This is a genomic window from Posidoniimonas corsicana (genome assembly GCF_007859765.1).
Lineage (GTDB): Bacteria > Planctomycetota > Planctomycetia > Pirellulales > Lacipirellulaceae > Posidoniimonas > Posidoniimonas corsicana.
In genome coordinates this window covers 410,936-430,822 of the sequence record NZ_SIHJ01000001.1, presented here as the reverse complement: position 1 = coordinate 430,822, position 19,887 = coordinate 410,936, and the positions used below count along the sequence as shown (strand labels likewise).

Sequence of the window (19,887 nt, the reverse complement as noted above, 5' to 3'; positions counted from 1 at the left end):
CCTGCGGGCGTCTAGTGGTTGTGCCCCGCATGCGGGTCAACCCCGCCGCCGGTTTGGCTCTTGAGCGCCAGATGGATCTGGTAGGCGCCACGGCCGGCGATGACGTCGCCCGGGAACAGCGCACCGTCGTTGGCGACTACGACCCACTCCTTGTCGCGCGCCCGCAGGTGGACCGGCACCTGCTCGAAGTGGTCGCCGTTCTGGCGGTAGACGTAGGCTTCGACGCCATCATCAACGACGGCCGCAGCGGGCAGCACCAGCTGATTCTCGAGACTTTCGATCGCAACGCCGACTTGCATCCGCTGGCCCGGCTTGAACCGCCACTCGAAGAACCGCTTCCCGTCGGGCGTGGTCTTGTCTAACGCCGCTCGGTTGGGGAGCAGCAGGTAGACCTTAAGCGCCCGAGAGACCGGGTCCACCTGACCCGCCACATACAGCACCTCCAGCCCGCCGGGCAGACTAGGCGCCTCGCCGCCGCTTGCGAGCCGCACCGACGCCTTCCGCCCTTCCGCGGCCGATGCGCGGATCGCCTGGGCGTCATCAGCGAAGGCTGACGCCTCCACCAGCAGCTCATGGTGGTCGGCCAGCACGGCGAGTTCCTCCCCTACTTCCACCTGCTGCCCAACCGCAGCGGACAGACGCTGCACGATCAGCGGGTGCTCGTCGATCGCCCCGTCCTCGTGGGTGTGATCCGGGGCGCTGACCACGATCGTCTGCAGAAGCCGCTTCTGGTCGCGGATCTGATTCACCTGCTGCTTGGTGAGCCCGTGCAGCACCATCGCCTGCTTCTCGGCGTGGAGCGAGGCGAGCAGCTTCTGCTGCTCGTACTCCAAGTCGATGATCCGCTTCCCCGGCACCACGCCTTTTCCAAGGCCTTTGAGGCGGGCCGCCTCGCGCTCGACTACCTCGAGCTGCGCGAGGTCAGCCAAGAAGTCTCGCTGCGCCGAGACCAGCTCCTCGTGCGTCAGACGCATCCGGAGTAGTGGGTCGCCAGGCGTCACGGACTGTCCCTCCACGACGCCAATCTCCGAGATGACGCCGGTCAACGGCGCCGTGATATGCGTCTGCGATCGACCGGGGCGCTCTACAACCATTGCCGGGAGCTCTAACCGCCGCTCGTAGTCGCGGAAGTCGACGGTGAACGGCTCGAATCCAACGTTCTGCAGCCCTGTGGCGGTGATTTTAATCTCGGCATGATCACTGGGGCTGTGGTGGTGATCGTCTTCGGCAGCGGCCGCTGCCGGCGCCGACTCCTTGCCGCCGGAGCGGGTCCAAGTGAGCACCGCGACCCCAGCGCCGAACGCGGCCAGAGCAGCAACGGCGAGCGTAGAAGTCAATGAGTAGGTACGTGCCGACATAGCAGACCTCATGGGAGCAGGCCGCCCACACGACAACATGGGGCGTCAGAGAGCGGAGCAGGCACTGATAGGCCGCAGCTGCCCGCAGCGGGAGAAACACGTCCGTTGTGAGGCGGACGCGCGACGAGCCAGCCGGCTCAGATAAGCATCACGCAGTTCGCGAGGTGCGCGCGCACCGGCAGCGCAATTGCCCGTCCAACTAGACCGCTAGGGCCTTTTGTGGGGCGGCACTCGCGGGGCAAGGTTGCGTCCTGCTCTAGCACCGGAGAGAACCCGGCCAGCATCAACGGGGCGATAACGGCCCCACGCCCGCCTGAGGCAGTCCACTGACAGTTGCTGTGGTCACAGGAGCAAGGCGCCGCCGGCCCGCCTGATGGGCGGCCGTCCCAGCAACCTGTCGCTTTCGAGTCACAGTCCTCCGCAGCCTCACCCGGGTGCGTGTGGGCGTGGGGGGCCACCTGATCGTGATCGGCGCAGGCGCAGTGAGCCTCGCACCCCAGCATCGCGTGGGCGAGAATGCTCGAAGCGATCAGTAGATTGAGGAACCGAGGCACGTGCGATCGAAGCAGGAGGTACGAGTCTGTGAATCGTAACGCCGAAAGCCAACGAGGAAAAGTCAGGATCTGAGCGCGTTTACGCCAAACTGGCCTAATACTCGGCGTTGAGACTCCCCTCCAATAGTAGCCCATCGATCAGCACCTTGCTGCGCCAGAGGCTCCCCAGGGCTTCCAGGTAGGCCAGGCTGGTCTCGGAGTTCGTCTGCTGGGCAGCCAGCATCGCCAGGTAGCCGATTTCCCCTTCTTGGTAGCCTGTCTCCACGAGCTGGAAGGTTTGTTGCGACCGCGGCAACAGTTCCTGCTGGTAGGTCTCAGCCGTCACTCGGGCGTCAGCGAACTCGCGGAACGCGCTGGCAAGCCGCTCCTGCAGGGCCAGTTCTACACGGTCGACGTTGCGACGCGTGCGGGTGATCTCTGCTTGGGCCTCGCAGATGGCGCCCTGGTTGCGGTTCCAAAGCGGCAGCGGGAGCCCGACCTGAACTCCGGCGATCGCGTCGCCCGAGGCGTAGTCGTACTGGACGCCTACCTGACTCGTGATGTTGGGACGCGGCTCAACACATGCCCGGTTCAGGACACGACGCGCCCGCTCGACCTCGGCGATCGCGGCCGCCAACTCGGGGCTTTGGGTCTGGAGTCGGGCGAGCTCCGCTTCCCAATCGAGCGGATCTGGCAGAACCGTCAGGTCGCCGACGAGCGGCTGATCCGGCATCTGACCGGCGCCCAGCACGGCCGACAGTTCGCGCCACGATTGCTCCAGCCGATTGGCCGCGGTCACCGCCCGCAACGAAGCGTTGCGTTGCTGTATCTCGGTTTGCAAGAGCCCGGCAACCGGGATCTCTTGCGCCTCGAGCAGCGCCCGGGACGCGTCCGCGGCCCGGTCCGATAGCTGCGTCAACTCTTGCGTCAGTTCCACCCGCCGCTGGGCAAGCAGCACCTCGTAGAAGCGACGCCGCACGTCACTCTTCACGCGCCGCTCGGCCGCGGCGACGTCCTGTTCGGCCCGCCGGATCTCGGCCGTGACAATCGCCTGGTCGCGGCGGAGTTTGTGAGCGACGATGTACTCCTGTGCGACGTACCCACCCTGCTGCCCCGCGGCGCCGTCGTCGCCGATCTCGCTCCCGGCGTATCCGATCGTAGGGTTGGGCGGCAGCCCCGCCTGCACACGCTTGCCCCGCAGGGCTCTCACCTTGGCGTGCGCCTGCTTGATCGATGGATTGTTCGCGAGTGCCAACTGCTCGAGATCGCCGAGACTGAGAGCCGTCGTTGCCGCTGGCAGGCGACGGGGCGACGCAGCACCGACGCCTTCCTCCTGCACCAGATCGACTGGCTGCTGGAGCAGGATAGTGTCGGTGGCTTGTTCGACGGGCAGCGGCTGCTCGTACGCAACGGTCTGGACCGGCTCAGGCCCGCCCACAAGCGGTTGAGCGTCGACGCCAGCCTGTCGTGTCGCAACGGCGCCGCAGCCAGTCAGCAGCAGTGCTGGCAGGGCGAGCCGGAATGCCTGCATGTACGTCATGAGGTCCCCCTTATCGGCTCGAGATCGACCCCCTACGACCGTCAGCATCAGCAAACCGGCAAGCGCCCGGCGTCTCCCGTCCGTCTTGCCCAATATCAAGCCCATTGGAACACCGACCAACTGCAAGAAACCGCAGCCCGAACACGCCAACGCCTGCCGCTGGGGCTCCTCTTTGACGGGCGCTTCGGGTAGGCGTATGCTGTCGTTCTCGCGACCTCTGCCGCCAGCACCGCCACCGCTAGCACCATGCCCGGCCCGTCCGATCGATCAATCACCTGCATGATCGCCGACCTGAAGGACGGCGAGGACTCGGTTGCGCAGCACGCATTGTGGCAGCGGTATTTCGCCCGATTGGTGGGGCTGGCTCGGCAGACGCTCGGCGCCAGCCCACGCGGTGCCGAGGACGAGGAAGACGTCGCGCTCAGCGCTCTGAAGAGCTTCTTCGACGGAGTCCAGCAGGGCGAGTTCCCGGACCTTCGGGACCGCGACGGGCTGTGGCCCCTGCTCGCCAAAATCACCGCCCGCAAGGCGATCAACCAGCGCAAGCGGCAGATGGCGGCCAAGCGGGGCGGCGGTCGGGTAGTGGCGGCGTCCGAAGCCGGCGGCGCCGGGCGGGACGGAGAGCCGCGGCAGATCGACTTCGTCGAGGACGATCTTTCTCCCGCGTCGATCGTCGCGCTGAGCGAGGAGTGCAATCGGCTGATCAATCTTCTGCCGGAGCCGATCCTGCAGGAGATCGCTAAGCACAAGCTGGCCGGGTACACCACCAGCGAGATCGCCACTCAGCTTGGGGTCGCACCGAGGACGGTCGAACGGAAGACGGGCCTCATCCGGTCACATTGGAAGCAGGAAGCCGACGCGGCGCTCGCTTCCGACTAACACCATACAGCATCAGCAATTCTGCCGCGATTAAGGCCGCGCCCGGCTCGGGAGCGGCGTTTGCCGAGGCAACCGGCGCGGGCGGCGGTGGCAGGTGGTCCCGCCAAACCGTGTAATCGGCGGCGTTGATCGCCCGGTCGGAGTTGCCGTCCGCAGCGTAGTTGGCGCCCCCGTAGCTGGTGCGCCATTCAGTGTAATCGTCGGTGTCGACGTCGCCGTCGGTGTCGTAGTCGCCTGGCATGAGGTACATCAATGACGCGTCGGCGTCATCGTCGGCGTGCGTCTGCTGCAGGTCGAACGACGGGTCGTAGGCAGGCGGCGCCGGCCCGACCGAATCGACGCCGAAGGTCACCTCCATGTCCGCGGGCAACTCGCCCGAATGGTTCATCCCATTAAGGCCGACCTGTAGGTACAGGTCCGCCGCTCCAATCGCTGTATTGGGAATCAGCGAGAACGACGCGATGAGCCAGGACTCGACACCCGACGAGTCGTCGCAGTAGTCGTCCTTGGCGTCGCAACTCCCACCGAACCCATCGGCGGTGGCCGAGTCGATCGTGAAACCCTGCAGCCCAGCGACCCCGCGATTGAACGCTACGGGAAGGTTGGCATCGACGTCCACCAGTCCCTCCGACGAGTCGCTGACATACTCGAAGCGTGATCGAGTCGTGGTCAACACCGGGTTGTAGACCTCAATCGACGCGGCATCCACGTCGAACCCTGTCGACGCCGAGACGATGTTCAGCGAGAAGTTGGTCAGCTGCGTGCTTCCGGCTGTCTGGGGGCGGCCCCACACGTGCACCCGGAGCGGTGTGCCGTCAACCGCGTACCCGCTGGCGACCCCCGGGCCCGTTGGGGACGAATCATCGAGCGACAGCCAGAACTGGGCAGGCGCTGCTTGTGCGCGTACCGGTCCCCAAGGGAGGCAGCACAACAGCAGCAGTACGGGCCGCCAGCACATCGGGTGTCGACACCAGGGGGGATTCGTGAACCAAGAAAGCACCGGATCCGCCCATTCTAGGCCGAAACCTGAGATTCCTCCAGAAAGTATGGCGGGGTCCGTGTCCGTTTGTTGATGGGCTGGTTGAGGGGCAAACCGCCAGGAATCCCGATGGATCGTCGACACAGCCAGCCACGACCTGACCTTTGGAGGCCCCCTGTCGGTGCGCAGATGCGCCGCCGGGTTATACTGAGAGGCGGTCCCTGGCCCCGGGTAACCGCCTCTCAGCCTCCCATGCTTCTACTCCGCCCCTTATCCGCCTGCGTGAGAGCCATCGCGGCCCTGGCCGCCCTGCTGGCTACCGGCGTGTCGTACGCCCAAACGCCGGGGGTGCCGGAGATTATTACGTCGTCGTTTTTGTTCCAAGCGCCCGAGGACGTTCTATTCGCCGACATCGGCGGGTTGGTCCCCGGCCAGGAGCACGACCAGTACCTGGTAGGCGGTCCGGTGAACCTGGATGGCCGCCTGGACCTGAACTTCATCAACGGTTACCAGCCAGCCCTGGGCGATGAGGTGACGCTGATTCTTGGAGGTGGCGGGATCGACGGGCAGTTTGCCTCGTACCTGTTCACCTCGCCACCTCCTCCTGACGTGGCGGCACAGTTGGTCTACGACTCCAACGAATTCCGGGTGCAGTTTGTCGCGCCGAACGGGGATGTCGCGTTGCAGTCACCCCAATCGGTGGTGAACTGGTTTGTCGGCGAGAACTGGACCAATGGGCTGACTCCGACCTCAACGGACCTCATCCGCCTGACCAACATCCCAGGCGCCGAGAACCAGGTTGTCCAGGTTGGCTCCCCCGCCGGCGGCCAGGCGTCCGCATTCGTCCACGAACTGTTCATCGAGGGTGACGGCCCGCGTGTCATGACGCTGCGGGTCGACTCGTCCGCCGCGACGCTGTCCTCGTCTCGTGCGATCAACGTCATGTCGAACGGCGTACTGGACATCAATCAAGGGCGCGTCGTGACGAGCGAGCTCAACCTCCGCCCCGGCGGCGCTGTCCGCATGCGGGGCGGCCAGCTAGTGACCGGCGCGGCCACCGTGAACATCGCCTCGGAGTTCCTCGGAAACGGCGAGATTACTGGTCTCGTCAGCGTCGCCAGCGGCGGCTTGGTGAGCCCGGGCGATGTGCGGACCGGCATCGGCGAGTTCCAGATCCAAGGCGACTACCAGCAGTCCACCGGCGGGGAACTGCACATGGACGTCTTCGAGAACACGCCGGGCGAGATCGACCACCTGGACGTCGCCGGGCAGGTTGAGCTGGGCGGCTCGCTGATGGTTGATTTCTCGCAGCTTAAGGCGCCGGTCCCCGGCGAAGAGTTCGAGCTGATCAGCGCGGGCGACCTGATGGTCGAGAAGCAGTTTGACCAGGTCGACATCGACGGCCTGCTGCCGTTCGACATGTTTGCCGCGCCGCAGTACAGCACCACCAGCATGAGCATGGTCATCGCCGAGACCGGCGACATGAACTTCGACGGCTCGTTCGACAAAGATGATGTCGATCTGTTCGTGCTGGCCCTCCGCAACCGGGACGCATACTTTAACTACGACCTCGACGGCTATCCGATAGGCTTCTCGGCCGACTACACCGGCGACACCAACGCCAACGGCCACTTAGACTTCGGGGACATCGATCTGTTTGTCGCCAAGCTGCCCAGCCCCGCCGCCGAGTACGCGGCCGTGCGGCTCGGCCTGATTGCTGTTCCCGAGCCAGGCTCGGCAGTGCTCGCCGCGTTGGCGGCCGCTCCGCTCGTCGGTCGCCGGCGGCGTATGAAGGGATCGAGCCCGCCGATGAGCCGTGGTTTCACACTCGTGGAGCTGCTGGTGGTGATCGCCATCATTTCGGTCTTGATCGCGTTGCTCTTGCCGGCGGTCCAGATGGCCCGCGAAGCGGCCAGGAGGAGCACCTGCAAGAACAACCTGAAGCAGCAAGGACTCGCGCTGCTGCTCCACCATGACCAGCGGGGCAGCCTGCCGCCGGGGACGCTCCTGCCAAGCCGGAGTCAGGACATCGGCGCCCCGTGGCGCGTGCTGGTGCTGCCCTACCTTGAGCAGGAGCCCCTTTTCGAATCGATTTCTGCCGTCGAGGACAAGCGTGCGTCCGACTATGGCGGGATGCGTAACACTGGTCCACGTGAAATGGAGCTCAACGTATTCCGCTGCCCAAGCCAGCCAACGCTAGACGGTAGCAACGTCACCTCCCACTACGATGCAATCGCCGGCGCCGCCGGGGATGTCGGCGCCTGGACCGCGGGCGAGGCGACCTGCGGCGACATCATGCAGAACGGTGTGATGTACCCGGAGAGCCGGGTGAAGATCTCACGCATTACCGATGGGACCTCCCACACGCTGGCGGTGGGCGAGCGGACCTACATTTTCCACCACTGGCTGCACGGCGCGAACTGGGCCGGCAGCGGGGGAAACTACAGCCGCATTTGCATGGGGTCTTCTCGCAACGTGGTCTACCCAATCAACGCCACACGCGATTCGTTCGGCTACGCCCTCATCCACCACGGCGCCCCCGGCGAGCGAAAGCTCCCCCTCAACGACCTGGAGTTCGCCAGCGAGCACCCCGGAGGCGCCAGCTTCCTGATGACCGACGGCAGCGTCCAGTTCCTGCAGGAGGATCTGGACATCAACATCTTGCGGGCGCTCGCCACCCGTGATGGCGACGAGGTCGTCCAGCGGGACTAGGCCCTCCCAGCCGCAATAACCGGCGCCACCGGCGACGAATCGGACGGGCATCGCCCTGTTCGTTTGACCCCGCCCGGAGCCAAGCGAGAATGGGGTAACCCCAGGAATCTTGCCGTGCTCCGCTGCTTCTCGTTGACGCTCTGCCTCGCCCTGGCCGCCGCCACGGCCCGGTCCGCTACTATCCAGATGAACGATGGTCGGACCCTCACCGGCGACATCGGCCAGACTTCGGGCGTAGCAGACGACCCAACCCGGCCCTCCCCGTCGGCGGGCGAGGTCAAGGTCACGCCGATCCTGATCATCGACGACGGGCTCCGCCGCACGTTCGTCAACAAGTTCCGCGTGCGCGAGATCCTCGACGCGCAGCGTGAGAAGCCAATCGTGATCGACGTCTGGCAGGACCACGCCGAGCACGGCGGCATGGTCGGGGCGGTCGGCCGCCAGCTGCGGGTCACGCCGTTCGACGAGTTCGGCCGCCGGATCTACGAGATGCAGGCCGCCGGCGGGTCGATCGCGGTCGTGCAGGGCGTGACCGAGGTGACGCCCACCTACACCCGCGTGCGTGGCCTGAACGCCGAACCGCGGAGCTACGTCTGGGACCAGCGGCTGGCGACCAGCAGCATCCCCCGCGAGACCCTCAGCAGCATCCTGCAGAACGCGGTCCCCGAGAACAACCCCGACGCCCGGCTGCAGATCGTCCGGCTCTACCTGCAAGCCGAGCGGTACATCGACGCCCGGCGAGAGCTGGAGGGCGTGCTCGAAGACTTCCCTCAGCTCGAGGACCTGCGTGACGAGCTCCGGCAGCTCCGGCGGCTCGGCGCCAAGGCGGTCCTGGACGAGATCGAACTACGCCAGGCCGCCGGGCAGCACCAGCTCGTGCGGGCGCTACTTGAGAACTTCCCCGCCTCGGAGGTCGACGGCAAGACGCTCGAGCGGGTGCGCGAGATGCTGGTCGCGCTCGACGAGCAGGACGCACGCGTCACGCGGACGCACGAGTTGCTGGGCCAGCTTGTCGATTCCATCAGCGAGCCCGCCGTCAAGCAGGTCGCCGAGGAGATCCAAGCCGAGATCACCCAGGAGCTGAACGCCGCCTCGCTGCAGCGCATGACCGCGTTCCTCAACCTCGCCGACGGCGACGCCCTCGACGCCGACCGCAAGGCGGCGCTCGCCATTAGCGGGTGGCTGCTAGGCGCCAACCAGGCGACCGACAACCTGGCCTCGGCGCTGTCGCTGTTCGACGTTAGGACGAAGGTCGTTTCGTACCTCCGCGAGCCCCTGGCCGGCGAACGCGAGAAGCTGCTGATCGACATCCGCGACAGCGAGGCCGGCGACGTCCGCCGTGTGGCCCAACTGCTCAAGCTCATCAAACCCCCGCTACCGCTGCCCGATCCTGCGGAAGATCAGCCCGGCGTGTTCGAGCTGCGGACGCCCATGGGGTCGGGCAAGGGGGACGTGCGCTACCTGGTGCAGCTCCCGCCGGAGTACGACCCGCTGCGTAGGTACCCCACGATCTTCTCCCTCAACGGCGCCGGCTTCACGCCGGAGATGCAGCTGGACTACTGGGCCGGCGGCGCGGGCCCCGACGGCCTCCGACGCGGCCAGGCCATGCGGCACGGGTACATCACGGTGGCGGTCGACTGGCTCGAGCCGCACAAGTACTCGTACGACTTCACGACCACCGAGCACCAGGCGGTGCTCGCCGCCTACCGGGACGCCATCCGCCGCCTGTCGATCGACACTGACCGCGTCTACCTATCGGGCCACGACATCGGCTCCGAGGCGGCCTGGGACATCTCCCTCGCGCACCCCGACCTGTGGGCAGGCGTCATCCCGGTGCTGGCCGCGGCCGACAAGTACATCAAGTTTTACACCGACAACGCGTCGTACCTGTCCTGGTATTTCGTGTGTGGCGAGCTGGACGGGGACAAGATCGAGCAGAACGCCTACGAGTTCGACCAGTACCTGAAGCCGAAGATCGACACCACCATCGCCGAGTTCCTCGGCCGCGGGCATGAGCCGTTCACCGACGAGATCCAGCGGCTGTTCGACTGGATGGGCCGCAAGACCCGCCCCAACGCGCCCGAGGAGTTCGAGGTGCACTCGATGCGTCCGTCGGACAACTACTTCTGGTGGGTCGAGTTCCAGGAGCTACCGGAGAAGTCCATGGTCGCCCCCAGCGCCTGGCCGCCCGGGCGCGGCGTTAAGGCCGCGCGGCTGCGGGGCCGGCGGTACCCCAACAACAAGCTCGGCGTGTTCGCCCAGGCCGGCAAGACCACCGTCTGGCTGTCGCCGGACCTGGTGGACTTCGACAAGCCGATCGAGATCGAGATCAACAACCGCCGCGTCACCGACCGCAAGAACCCCATCGGGCCCGACCTCCGGGTGCTCTTGGAGGACGCGCGGACCCGTGGTGAACGCAACCGGCCCTACTGGGCGAAGCTCGAGCACCCTTAGCCGGCCTACTGCCCCGCCTTGTTCAGCACCACGCCGGTGATGAACCACCCATCGTCCTCGGCGGTGACCGCACGCGCCGAAGGGCCGAAGTACCGCCGCGCCAGCTCGAACGACGGCAGCTGGCTGCCATCAATCCGCTGCCGGCGGACGATCGACTTCTCCAGCTCTTCCGGCGTGGTCAGCACCCGGTTCAGCAGCTGCGCGAAGAAGGTCTGCCCCTCGGGCAGGCGGCCCTCACGCATCAGCTCGTAGGTCGGGCGGATGGTCTCGTCGTTGCGGGTGAACGAGAAGCTGCAGCGGGGCTGCTGGGTCAGCTGACCCAGCTCACGCATCGCGGCCTGGTAGTCGTAGCTGCCGGCGAGCGACTCGGTGGGGTCCACGCCGAACACCGCCTGCTCCAGGAACTCCACGTCCGAGGCGATGATCAGGTGGCCGTTGTGAACGCACACCGCGGCGCGGCGGAGGAATTCTTCTTCGGCCGGGTCGGACGCGGCCGAGTCGATCGGGCTGATGAGCCCGCCGCCCAGCGGCACGGTGACCGCGGTCTCGTCCTCTGGGAGGATCTCCCAGTACTTCACGCCGCGGACCTCCTGCAGGATGGCGCCGTCGGTGTCCATCCACTTGTCGATCGGGTCCTGCAACGCGGCCGGGTTGGTGGCCTCGATGACAAACAGGAACCGCTCGCAGTCCGTGGTGATCGGCAGCTGGTAGTCCGCCATCCGGGTGACGCGGTCGCCCAGGTGCGCGATGATCTGCTCCCGCACCTTGATCTGGGGGCCAAACTCGTCGCGCTCAAACCCCTCCAGCGTGTAGCGGAAAGCGCCCTCGTAGCCCGACATCGCGTCGAACACGCTTTCCAGGTTCTCGAAGCCGTTCTGGATGTCGATGCTGAAGGTGCTGTAGTTGGCCGTGCTGCGCGGCGCCCACCGCTCAACGTCCAACGTCGCGACGTTCGGGGTCTCAGCCATCCGCATGCCGAGCTCGTAGCGGTCCTTGGCCGGCTTGCCTTCGGCGCCCGCCTTCGGCGGCGCGTAGACGGCCGTGCGGTGCACAAAGTCTTTCACGGCGTCAACCGCCACCTCCACGTGCCCGCCAACGCCCTCGATGGCGTCGAAGCCCTGCTCGCGGAGGATGGTGAGCGTGTCCTTCTTGTCGGCCAGCGCGGGCTTCGCCTCGCGCGACCGGCGGGCCAGGTCGTACTTGAACGGCGCGAGGAACCAGCGGGCGTCGGGGCCGCCGTCGTACGCCTGCTCGCAGCGCTGCATCGTCTTATCGAAGGCCGGGTTGCTCGACAGCGCGGGCGCCCCCTGCCCTGCGATGCGGGCCAGGACCGCCTGGGCCTCGGCGGGCGTCTCGACGAAGCAGATCAGGCCGCCGGACTCGAAGAGCACCAGGTCCTCGCGGTCGATCTTGGCGTCCTCGTCCTGGGGCAGCTGGTACACGGTGCCGGCGGCGCCGCCGAGGTTCATCGTGCTCTTCTTGGCGCCGCGTCCGGTCAGCGCGGCGTCGACCTTGCGGATCAGGGCGTCCGCTTCGGCCCGCTTGCCGTCCGGGTCGATCAGCAGCACGCTGACGGCCCGCTTCCCTTCACGGTGCGCGACGCCGATCGCCAGCTCGCCGCCCGCCGCCGACATGACGTCGTCCAGCGAAACGCCGAGCGTGTCGCGGACCTCGCCCAGCCGGTCGAGCGACTGCCGCCGGATGTGTTCGGCGAACGGCTTGAGCGTTTCGTCCTGGGCCAGCAAGCCGATCTGCGTGCGGGAGAACTTCTCGTCAAACGCCGGCGTGTCCGGGAGCGACAGCCAGAACACGGTCTCGGCGGGGAACACGTCCTGGGCGGCCGGCGCCGCCAGCGACGGGGTGGACGCCAACACCGCGATTCCGACCGCACCCAGCGTCGACCAGAGCTTCAAGGGGAAGGTGCTCAAAGGTTTGCTCCAGAGATAGTGGCTCGCGTGGGCCCCTGCGGACGCCGTTCAGCGCCGCGATCGCCCGGCAGGAAATCGGGAGGGCGGTTGGGGGCGGGCGGCGGGCGTGGGCCCGGGGATCCGCCCGGGCACAAAACCAGCCACCCTCCATCATCGACGGCTGAATCTGCAGCCTGCAAAACTGGCGGGTCGCGCGTCGCGGCTTTGCTAGCAGGAGTTACCGCCAGGGCTCCTGCCGATGGAGCGAGCGGCGCATCCGCGACATCCCGCGACCGTTAAGCAGGGCAATATACACGGGGTCTGCAGGTGGAGAAAGCGCCGGCCCGCACGCGGCGGCTGACTGGATTCGACCCACCCGATTGACCGAATCTGCTTGACGGGCCACACAGCGCGTCTTAGCTTTTAGGTGTGCGGAATACCCGCAAGCTTGTTTCCTCCATCTGAACGCGAGCAATCCCGACAATGGCAGCATCCCCGTGGCAGGCCGACAACCCGTACGCCTCGTTTGGTACCTCGGTGGCGGACTCGCCGGCCGATGCACGGGCGGCCTTCATCCGCCGCACCTACATGCACCTGACCGCCGCGGTGTACGCCTTGGCGGCGATTGAGTGGTTGATCTTGTCGTCGGGGGTTATGGACAACCTGATGCCGGCGTTGATGGGCAACGGGACCATGCTGGTGCTGCTGCTGGGCTTCCTCGGTGTGTCTTGGCTCGCCAACCGCTGGGCCAACTCGCAGGCTTCGGTTGGGATGCAATACCTGGGGCTCTCGCTGTATGTCGTCGCGCAGGCGGTGATCTTGGCGCCGATGCTGTACTTCGCTCAGGACATGACCATCAACACGGGCGTGGCCGGCACGCTGGGCGTGGTGCCCGCCGCCGGAATCGCCACGCTGGTGCTCTTCGCGGCGCTGACCGGCGTGGCGTGGTTCTCCGGGGCTGACTTCTCGTTCCTGGGGGGCGTGCTGTCAATCGCCACGATCGCGGCCATCCTGCTCGTATTCGCCAGCCTGATCTTTGGCTTCAACCTCGGGGTGTTCTTCAGCATCGCGATGATCGCGGTGGCGGCGGGCTACATCCTGTACGACACATCCAACGTGATGCACCATTACCAACCGTCGCAGCACGTCGCCGCTTCGCTGGCGTTGTTTGCTTCGGTGGCGCTGCTGTTCTGGTACGTGCTGCGGCTGTTCATGGCGCTCTCCAGCCGCGACTAGAGCGCCCGCCCACCAGCCGGACTTTTGTCCCTTCTGGCGCTATCGATTCTTAGGGACAAAAGTCGGGCGACACATCCGGCCTGAGCAGCGGTTTATCCCTTGTTTTTAAGGGTGGTCCGATCAAGGCGGGGGCTTAGGGGTTTGAGTTTTGTCCCACCGATGCGCGCGATAGGGACAAAAGTCGGAACGCGTCCAAGCCACGTGGACGCAGAGTTCACTCCGCCTTCAATTGGACCACTCGGGGTGGCCGGTTTCGACTGAAAACTCGTGAGAAAGCCCCGGTCCCTAAGTCGCCGCAGGCTTACTCGCGGCTGCCGGCTTCGGGCGGCGGTCCCGCCACGCGGGTGACCCACAGGAACAGCAGCCCGATGATCCCCTGAAACACCATCGCCATGCCGATCGGCGTGGTCCAGATCAGGACCTTCAGCCACGGCGCCCTGGCTTGATTGAACGCCTCAACGCGGTCGGCGGCCTGCTCGTCCACCATCGACCACGCGGCGACCGATGCGATCACCGGCCCGAGCACGACCAGCAGCAGCCCCACCAGCAGCGAGATCACACACGCACGCCGCAGCCACGGGGGGGGATTCATCGAACGGCGTCCTGGCCCGGCCGGGCGTCTGCTGAGGGGTGAGGGAGCGGGCTAGACCGCACCGGCTTCGGGGACTGCCTGGGACTGCGAAGCGGGCCAGGCGCAGGCGGCGCCTTCGGCGGCGGCCTCGACCAGGGCGGCCGCCATCGCCTTCCGCTCGGGGCAGCCGTGGCAGCTCCACCACTCGGCGGCCTTCTCGCTAGACCAGCGGCTGGCCACCGGCAGATCAAGCAGCGCCCGGCGCAGCTGCTCGACGGTCTGAAAGCGGTCCTCCGGGTCCTTCTCCAGGCACCGCATCACGACCTCGTTGAGCGCCTCGCTGATTTCCGGCTTGACCTCCCGCAGCGAGTCGGGCTGCTCCGACGCGTGCGCTACGATCACCTTGACCGACTGCTTGTACGGGAACGGGTAGCGTCCCGAGAGCAGGTAGTACAGCACGCAGCCAAGCGAGTAGATATCGCTGCGGGCGTCGGCCTCGCGTTCGCCGGTCGCCTGCTCCGGCGACATGAACATCGGCGAGCCGGTGATCGCGCCCTCCTGCGTGAGGGTCGCGTCGGCGCCCGAGAACGACGGCTTCGCCAGCCCGAAGTCGAGCAGCTTCGCCACGTCGAACTCGCCGCCGCGGTACGCGCAGAAGATGTTGGCGGGCTTGATGTCGCGGTGCACCAGGCCGGTGTTGTGCGCCTCGGCCAGCGCCTTGCAGACCTGCTCGATCAGGTAGACGCACCGCTCTGGGGGAAGCGGGCCATACTCGTCGACCAGCTCGCCGATGTTGTGCCCTGGCAAGTATTCCATCACGTAGTAGAAGGTGCCGTCCGGCGTGCTGCCGTAGTCGTAGATGTCGATCGAGTTCCAGTGCGACAGCTTGGCCGTCGACCGCACCTCGCGCTCGAACCGGGCCAGCGTGAGCGGGTCGCCCGCCTTCTCCGGCCGAATGATCTTCACGGCGCACGGGCGTTTCATCATCTGGTGCTCGGCGAGGTAAACCTCGCCCATTCCGCCGGAGCCCAGCTTGCGGCGGAGCACGTACTGGCCCAGCCGCTTGGCCTCGAACGCCTGCAGGCGGAGCGTGTTGATGGTGTGCACGCCGATCACGCCGATGGCCACCATCGCGATCATCAGCAGCGCCTGCTCGGTCGCGTAGTTCTCGAATTCCGGCAGCTTGACGCAGTGCTGGAAGCCGGGGCAGGCAAAACGCTGCATCAGGATCACCGCGATCGGCGCCAGGCCCATCGGGCCGATCACCGCAAACGCCCGCCGCCACGAGTTCGGGATGAAGATCGCGTAGGTGAAGATCAGCATCGTCCACGGCACTAGGATCACCGGCAGGTGCCCGCCTTCTGGCAGGTTGGCCATGTGGTGCAGCTTCTGCTGACTGAGCACCAGGAAGAACAACGCCGGGTCGCCAAACACCAGCAACTCGGCGATCCGCAGCCGCGTGAGCGTGAAACCCTGGCCCCAAGTCAGGTAAGACCACAGCACGCCCATCAGCACCGTAACCAGGGTGTGCGTTATGAACAGCCAGCGGTGCTCGGAGTCGATCCCCAGCACCAGCCAGCGGGTGAGGAACGCCGAGAACACGCAGAAGAAGATTGCGGCCACCGTCCGCAGTCGGCTGCGCAGGATGTCCCGCGTCTCGCTGCTGAGGTGCGGCGACGACCCCTCGACCAACGCCACCATGCGTCGCGCGGTCTGCCGGACCGCCTCGCGGGTGGAGGTCCGCCCCGCTGGGGGGGACGCGTCGATGGTTTCGGCGTTCTCGAACTGCGACTGAGAGGAAGACATAACCGGGGCGAGGCCGCGGGGGGAGAGAGCTCAGGACGTGGGCCAGCGCCCGGCTGGCGACCACGCTCGCAGCCAGGGCCGCGCACCCTTGCTACGCACCCCATCCTAGACGGTTCGCTCCTGATTGGGCAGCCCGCAGCCCCCTGGGCCGACTAGGCCGCCAGCGAGCGGTGACCGGGCTGCGCCAGGGCGGCGACCGCCTCGTGCGACAGCTGCTCGTAACGGTATTCCCCATTACCTTCCGCCCTGCCCCGCAGCACCACCGTGCCGGCGTGGCACATCCGCGGGAGGAAGTACCAGCCCCGCTCCAGGCAGTCGTCGTCGACGTCCGGTGAGATCAGCACCAGGTCGGTATTGGGCAGCGCATTGGCGACCGCCTCGATCGCGGCGGGCCCGCCGGGCGAGACCCGCACCTTGGCGCCGGTGGCGTTGAGCTCGCGGTGGGCCTGGATCAGCGACAACGGCGTCATCGACTCCGGCCGCTCCTCGAACCAGTCGACGGCCGCGTACCGCACCGTGGCCCCATCCGAGCAACGCTGACACGCCGCCACGATGGTCTTGGCCCGCTCGAGCGAACCGACCCCGACCTCTAGCACCGAGGTGATCTTGAGCCTGCGGACCGAGCGGTAGATCTGGCGATCGGCGACCGGCTTGCTGGCGTACGCGAGAAAAGCAAAGCGAAACCACCCCATAGCGGACATTGCGTCACTCCCTGACTGCCCTGCCGAGAACGGTTGGCGCACGCTGGGCGCCAATCCGACAACAGGAGTACGATCGACCGTTAGAACCGGTCGCGTGCAGCGGGAGCCGCGCCGCCGTCAAAGTCCACCGTGTCGACTACGGCGAGGCGGGCGGGTCGTCGTCGGAGGCGGACAGCACAATCGGCGTCGCGATGGCGGCGCCGAGCGTCACCATGCCGACGGGGTGCGAGAAGAACTTCTTGCTGCGCTGCACGAAGGTGTTGAGCATGGGCGGCGGACCGGACTGGCCACGCACCGCTGCTTCGTCGGCGACGATCAGCAGGGCTCCCAGGCTCTTCGGCGGCGCGGCCTTGTGATCCCAGACCCGGCAGACCCGCAGCGACTCGCCGGCCTGCAGGCAGTAGACGCCCCGCTTCAGGCCGCGGTAGGCGAATCGCCCCTGCGCGTCGGTGACCGCGGCCACCGGCCGCAGCTTGGCGTTCGCAAGCCAGACCTTGCCGCCCGCGATCGGCTGCCCTTCAGCGCCAAGCAGCTGCCCCTCGAACAGGCCTTCCTTGTTGAGAGCTAAATCCTGCGCGGCCGCAGCGACAGGCTTGGCTGGATCGACACGCTGGGCAGCAGGTTCTGCGCCGCACACCAGGGGCGCCGGAGCGCCGAGTGTCACCGCCATCAGGAAGGCGAACATCCGTTTCGCAATCGGGGGCATCGTTTCACCTCAGTGATACTAACGCGGCCACACGCCCGCTCCTCGGGCGATTGCGACGGATGGTAGCGGAGATTGCTTACCGCAAAAAGACCAACCCCGTAGAGCGGACCCGGCGGTTGCCCGCCAAGAACGCCCCACGGGGCTGATTGTTCGTGCCTGCCAGCGGCCAGCTACGGGCTCGCGGGGGGATCGTCGTCGGCGGCGGCGATGCCGACCGGGATGGCGATCGCCGCGGTTACAGCGGCGGCGGACATCAGCGGGTAGTTCTGCACAAAGCCCAGCAGGCCGCCCTGGCCGGTCACCACGTCAGAGCCGGTGACGATCAGCGCGCCGTTGCGGGCGTGCGGGGGAGCGGCCTTGCCGTCCCAGCAGCGGAAGGACTGCTTCTGATTCATCGCCACGACGTCGTACTGGCCGGTCTTGAGGCCCTTGACTGCGAAGCGGCCCTGCTTGTCGGTCTTCGTGACGGCGACCGTCTTGCCGCCCGCGTGCATCGCGACGTCAACGCCAGCGACGGCGGCGCCCTGGGCGTCGACGTACTGGCCGACGAACACCCCGCCGGTGCGGAGGGCGACATCGCCCTGCGACGCGGCCTTCGGCTGGGCGGCCATGGCTGACTGCGGGAGCATCATCCCGACGGCGGCCACCATCGCGGCCAGCTGCTGGATCGTCTTGATCTTCATCGCTACCTTCCTGAGATTTTGAGCCCTTAACTCTTGGTGCGAAGAAGCCGGGATGCGGCGCCCCGGCGTGTCGAGATCTGCACCTAGCAGCTTGTGTCGGCCCGCAGCGGCCGGCGGCTTGAGGGATTTGCTCAAGTTCTCGCCGCGTACGCCCGCGGTCTACCGCTTGGTGAGCCGGGCCCACTGCTGGAAATGCCGCGCGAGTTTGCCGTCGACGCCAGGCAGGGCCGACTCGAGCCGCTCAGACATGCGTCCCGGCGGCTCGCCGCGGCGGATCGCATTGAGGAATGACCACAGCTGCTGGGCGGCCGCGGGCGGACCGTGCAGCAGGAAGTGCGTCCAGGCCCACGCCGAGCGGTAGTCGCCCGAGGTCATCTCGGACAGGTCGCGTTTCTCTTCGAGTCGGTCGAGCCGCTCCACCAGACCAAACCGCAGGTCCCAGTGCAGCAGCTTCTCGTGAGGGTTGCCGAACGCCCTCTGGTCCTTGGGCATCTCGAAGTACTCGGCGAGGCCCTCGTCGAGCCACAGCGGCACCATCGCCAGGTCGGCGTGCAGCAGCGCGTGCGTGCACTCGTGCCGGAGGTCCACCGCCAGTTCCTCATCGCGGTACGCGAACACCGTCGAGCGGCCGCTCTGGCGGACAAACAACGCGCGGCGGTAGGGCGTGCCGGGGAATCGGCGGCGGAGGTAGTCGCGGTGCTGCCGCTTGTCGGAGAGCAGCTCAATGTCGATCGGCTCTGAGCACGGCTTGAGGGCCAGCACGCGGCGGAGCTCGAGCTCCAGTGCGGGCAGTTCGTTAAGCAGTGCGGTGGTAGAATCGAGCGGAAAGGTCGCCCGTACCTGGAACGGCCCGAACTGACACTGGTCGACCCACGACGATGCGGCCGCCGCCGCGCCGCGGGACGCCACCAGGCACCCCGCCGCCGCGGCCAGCCACGCGCGTCGAGTGACAACCGCCATCAAGCCGCCTTCCGCCAGAAGGACCACGCGGACTTCCTGGCCGGGCGGACCTGCGTTGCGCCGGCAGGCACCTCCCTTCCCGCGGCGGCGAGCGATGGGTTGCCAGAGCACCAGGCGATGGCGGCCTCCTCGCCGGCCAGCTCCTCAGCGCGGCGGAATGCGTCGAGCATCTTTGGTCGGCGGGACCGCGGCCCGTGGGCGTCGGTCGCCAGGAAGTGCACCAGGCCCCGGGAGCACATGCGTTCAGCCATCGCCCGGGGGGCGTCGCCGAAGGCGCCGGTCAGGCTGCCGGCGGTGACCTGCATCAGGCAGCCGAACTCGACCAGCGGCTCCACAAGCCCGGGCTGGGCGAGGATGCCGCGGTTGCGCTCGGGGTGCGTAAGGATTCCTGTGATCCCGTGGGCCACCAACGCCTCGAGCACGGGCTCGAGTGGCTGGTAGAGTTCGTGGGGCAGTTCCAGCAGGACGTGCCGGCGGTGGTCGCCAACACTCAGCACCTCACCGCTCTGCAGCTTGTCGATCAGGCCGTCGTCGATCCGCACGTCGGCGCCCGGGAGCACCTTCAGCGGCGTTCCGTTGGCCCGCAGCAGTTCTTGGAGCTCGACCGCACGCACGCGGATCTCATCGCCGAGGTTGTGCGAGAATGCGCCGAGTTGGTGAGGGGTCACGACAACCGTTTCGATCCCCTCGTCCACCGCCAGCAGCGCCATGGCGAGCGAGTCCGCGTTATCGCGGGCGCCGTCATCGATGCCCGGCAGCATGTGGCAGTGGATGTCGACAAAGTTGGGCGGCATGGCGTACCCAAGGTGGGGGGCGGTGGCAGGACGGCGGCGGAGTATAGGGGCACGCCGCCACAGGTCAA

The 19,887-nt window shown here is 67.0% G+C and carries 16 protein-coding genes; 5 read left to right on the top strand and 11 right to left on the bottom strand.

Annotated features, from left to right (window positions below):
* Positions 1–11 precede the first annotated feature (11 nt).
* Together KOR34_RS01555 and KOR34_RS01550 are read right to left on the bottom strand one after the other, a co-directional pair.
* Entirely contained in the window at positions 12–1,358 is a 1,347-nt protein-coding gene (locus KOR34_RS01555; RefSeq protein WP_197531048.1) for an efflux RND transporter periplasmic adaptor subunit, read from the bottom strand.
* Positions 1,359–2,006: 648 nt separating this feature from the next.
* Complete coding sequence (locus tag KOR34_RS01550; protein WP_261342606.1) at positions 2,007–3,101, bottom strand: TolC family protein; 1,095 nt, start codon at positions 3,099–3,101, stop codon at positions 2,007–2,009.
* A gap of 6 nt (positions 3,102–3,107) precedes the next feature.
* On the opposite strand from KOR34_RS01550, the gene KOR34_RS26360 reads away from it, so the two are divergent.
* Positions 3,108–3,623 carry a hypothetical protein gene (locus tag KOR34_RS26360; protein WP_197531046.1) on the top strand — a complete coding sequence of 172 codons (516 nt, stop codon included), beginning with the start codon at positions 3,108–3,110 and terminating at the stop codon, positions 3,621–3,623.
* Between the two features lie 54 nt (positions 3,624–3,677).
* Positions 3,678–4,310 (top strand): ECF-type sigma factor, encoded by a 633-nt coding sequence (locus KOR34_RS01545; protein WP_146561581.1) that lies wholly within the window; start codon positions 3,678–3,680, stop codon positions 4,308–4,310.
* On the opposite strand, the gene KOR34_RS01540 is transcribed toward KOR34_RS01545, so the two are convergent.
* Complete coding sequence (locus KOR34_RS01540; protein ID WP_146561579.1) at positions 4,258–5,103, bottom strand: hypothetical protein; 846 nt, start codon at positions 5,101–5,103, stop codon at positions 4,258–4,260. The two genes, KOR34_RS01545 and KOR34_RS01540, sit on opposite strands and share 53 nt — an antisense overlap.
* Positions 5,104–5,541: 438 nt before the next feature.
* Here KOR34_RS01540 and KOR34_RS01535 point away from each other — a divergent pair, with 438 nt between their 5' ends.
* Positions 5,542–8,001: a DUF1559 domain-containing protein gene (locus tag KOR34_RS01535; protein ID WP_197531045.1), complete on the top strand. Its 2,460-nt coding sequence runs from the start codon at positions 5,542–5,544 to the stop codon at positions 7,999–8,001.
* Positions 8,002–8,115: 114 nt separating this feature from the next.
* Positions 8,116–10,455 carry a carboxylesterase family protein gene (locus tag KOR34_RS01530; RefSeq protein WP_146561575.1) on the top strand — a complete coding sequence of 780 codons (2,340 nt, stop codon included), beginning with the start codon at positions 8,116–8,118 and terminating at the stop codon, positions 10,453–10,455.
* Between the two features lie 5 nt (positions 10,456–10,460).
* Here the strand turns inward: KOR34_RS01530 and KOR34_RS01525 are convergent, their stop codons facing one another.
* Entirely contained in the window at positions 10,461–12,383 is a 1,923-nt protein-coding gene (locus KOR34_RS01525) for a hypothetical protein (RefSeq protein ID WP_146561574.1), read from the bottom strand.
* A gap of 462 nt (positions 12,384–12,845) precedes the next feature.
* Here KOR34_RS01525 and KOR34_RS01520 point away from each other — a divergent pair, with 462 nt between their 5' ends.
* Positions 12,846–13,598 carry a Bax inhibitor-1/YccA family protein gene (locus tag KOR34_RS01520; protein WP_146561572.1) on the top strand — a complete coding sequence of 251 codons (753 nt, stop codon included), beginning with the start codon at positions 12,846–12,848 and terminating at the stop codon, positions 13,596–13,598.
* A 301-nt stretch (positions 13,599–13,899) separates the two neighbouring features.
* On the opposite strand, the gene KOR34_RS01515 is transcribed toward KOR34_RS01520, so the two are convergent.
* The 7 genes from KOR34_RS01515 to KOR34_RS01485 all read right to left on the bottom strand — a co-directional run bounded on the left by KOR34_RS01515 (position 13,900) and on the right by KOR34_RS01485 (position 19,819).
* Positions 13,900–14,190, bottom strand: a complete 291-nt coding sequence (locus KOR34_RS01515) for a hypothetical protein (protein ID WP_146561570.1) — start codon at positions 14,188–14,190, stop codon at positions 13,900–13,902.
* A 51-nt stretch (positions 14,191–14,241) separates the two neighbouring features.
* Positions 14,242–15,975: a serine/threonine protein kinase gene (locus tag KOR34_RS01510; RefSeq protein ID WP_146561569.1), complete on the bottom strand. Its 1,734-nt coding sequence runs from the start codon at positions 15,973–15,975 to the stop codon at positions 14,242–14,244.
* A 152-nt stretch (positions 15,976–16,127) separates the two neighbouring features.
* Positions 16,128–16,676, bottom strand: a complete 549-nt coding sequence (locus KOR34_RS01505) for a hypothetical protein (protein WP_146561567.1) — start codon at positions 16,674–16,676, stop codon at positions 16,128–16,130.
* Between the two features lie 136 nt (positions 16,677–16,812).
* A complete protein-coding gene (locus KOR34_RS01500; RefSeq protein ID WP_146561565.1) occupies positions 16,813–17,382 on the bottom strand; it encodes a carboxypeptidase-like regulatory domain-containing protein in 570 nt (189 codons plus the stop codon).
* Positions 17,383–17,552: 170 nt separating this feature from the next.
* On the bottom strand, positions 17,553–18,065 hold the full coding sequence (locus KOR34_RS01495; protein ID WP_146561563.1) for a carboxypeptidase-like regulatory domain-containing protein: 513 nt from the start codon (positions 18,063–18,065) through the stop codon (positions 17,553–17,555).
* Positions 18,066–18,224: 159 nt separating this feature from the next.
* Positions 18,225–19,025: a hypothetical protein gene (locus KOR34_RS01490; RefSeq protein ID WP_146561561.1), complete on the bottom strand. Its 801-nt coding sequence runs from the start codon at positions 19,023–19,025 to the stop codon at positions 18,225–18,227.
* A complete protein-coding gene (locus tag KOR34_RS01485; protein ID WP_146561559.1) occupies positions 19,025–19,819 on the bottom strand; it encodes a tyrosine-protein phosphatase in 795 nt (264 codons plus the stop codon). Before KOR34_RS01485 ends, KOR34_RS01490 begins: the two co-directional genes overlap by 1 nt.
* Positions 19,820–19,887 lie beyond the last annotated feature (68 nt).

Excerpts from the sequence above, each read along its gene's own strand:
- KOR34_RS01545 (WP_146561581.1), top strand. The coding sequence starts at position 3,678 with ATGCCCGGCCCGTCCGATCGATCAATCACCTGCATGATCGCCGACCTG.
- KOR34_RS01510 (WP_146561569.1), bottom strand. The coding sequence starts at position 15,975 with ATGTCTTCCTCTCAGTCGCAGTTCGAGAACGCCGAAACCATCGACGCG.
- KOR34_RS01490 (WP_146561561.1), bottom strand. The coding sequence starts at position 19,025 with ATGGCGGTTGTCACTCGACGCGCGTGGCTGGCCGCGGCGGCGGGGTGC.
- KOR34_RS01555 (WP_197531048.1), bottom strand. The coding sequence starts at position 1,358 with ATGTCGGCACGTACCTACTCATTGACTTCTACGCTCGCCGTTGCTGCT.
- KOR34_RS01520 (WP_146561572.1), top strand. The coding sequence starts at position 12,846 with ATGGCAGCATCCCCGTGGCAGGCCGACAACCCGTACGCCTCGTTTGGT.
- KOR34_RS01500 (WP_146561565.1), bottom strand. The coding sequence starts at position 17,382 with ATGCCCCCGATTGCGAAACGGATGTTCGCCTTCCTGATGGCGGTGACA.
- KOR34_RS01485 (WP_146561559.1), bottom strand. The coding sequence starts at position 19,819 with ATGCCGCCCAACTTTGTCGACATCCACTGCCACATGCTGCCGGGCATC.
- KOR34_RS01505 (WP_146561567.1), bottom strand. The coding sequence starts at position 16,676 with ATGTCCGCTATGGGGTGGTTTCGCTTTGCTTTTCTCGCGTACGCCAGC.
- KOR34_RS01495 (WP_146561563.1), bottom strand. The coding sequence starts at position 18,065 with ATGAAGATCAAGACGATCCAGCAGCTGGCCGCGATGGTGGCCGCCGTC.
- KOR34_RS01535 (WP_197531045.1), top strand. The coding sequence starts at position 5,542 with ATGCTTCTACTCCGCCCCTTATCCGCCTGCGTGAGAGCCATCGCGGCC.
- KOR34_RS01515 (WP_146561570.1), bottom strand. The coding sequence starts at position 14,190 with ATGAATCCCCCCCCGTGGCTGCGGCGTGCGTGTGTGATCTCGCTGCTG.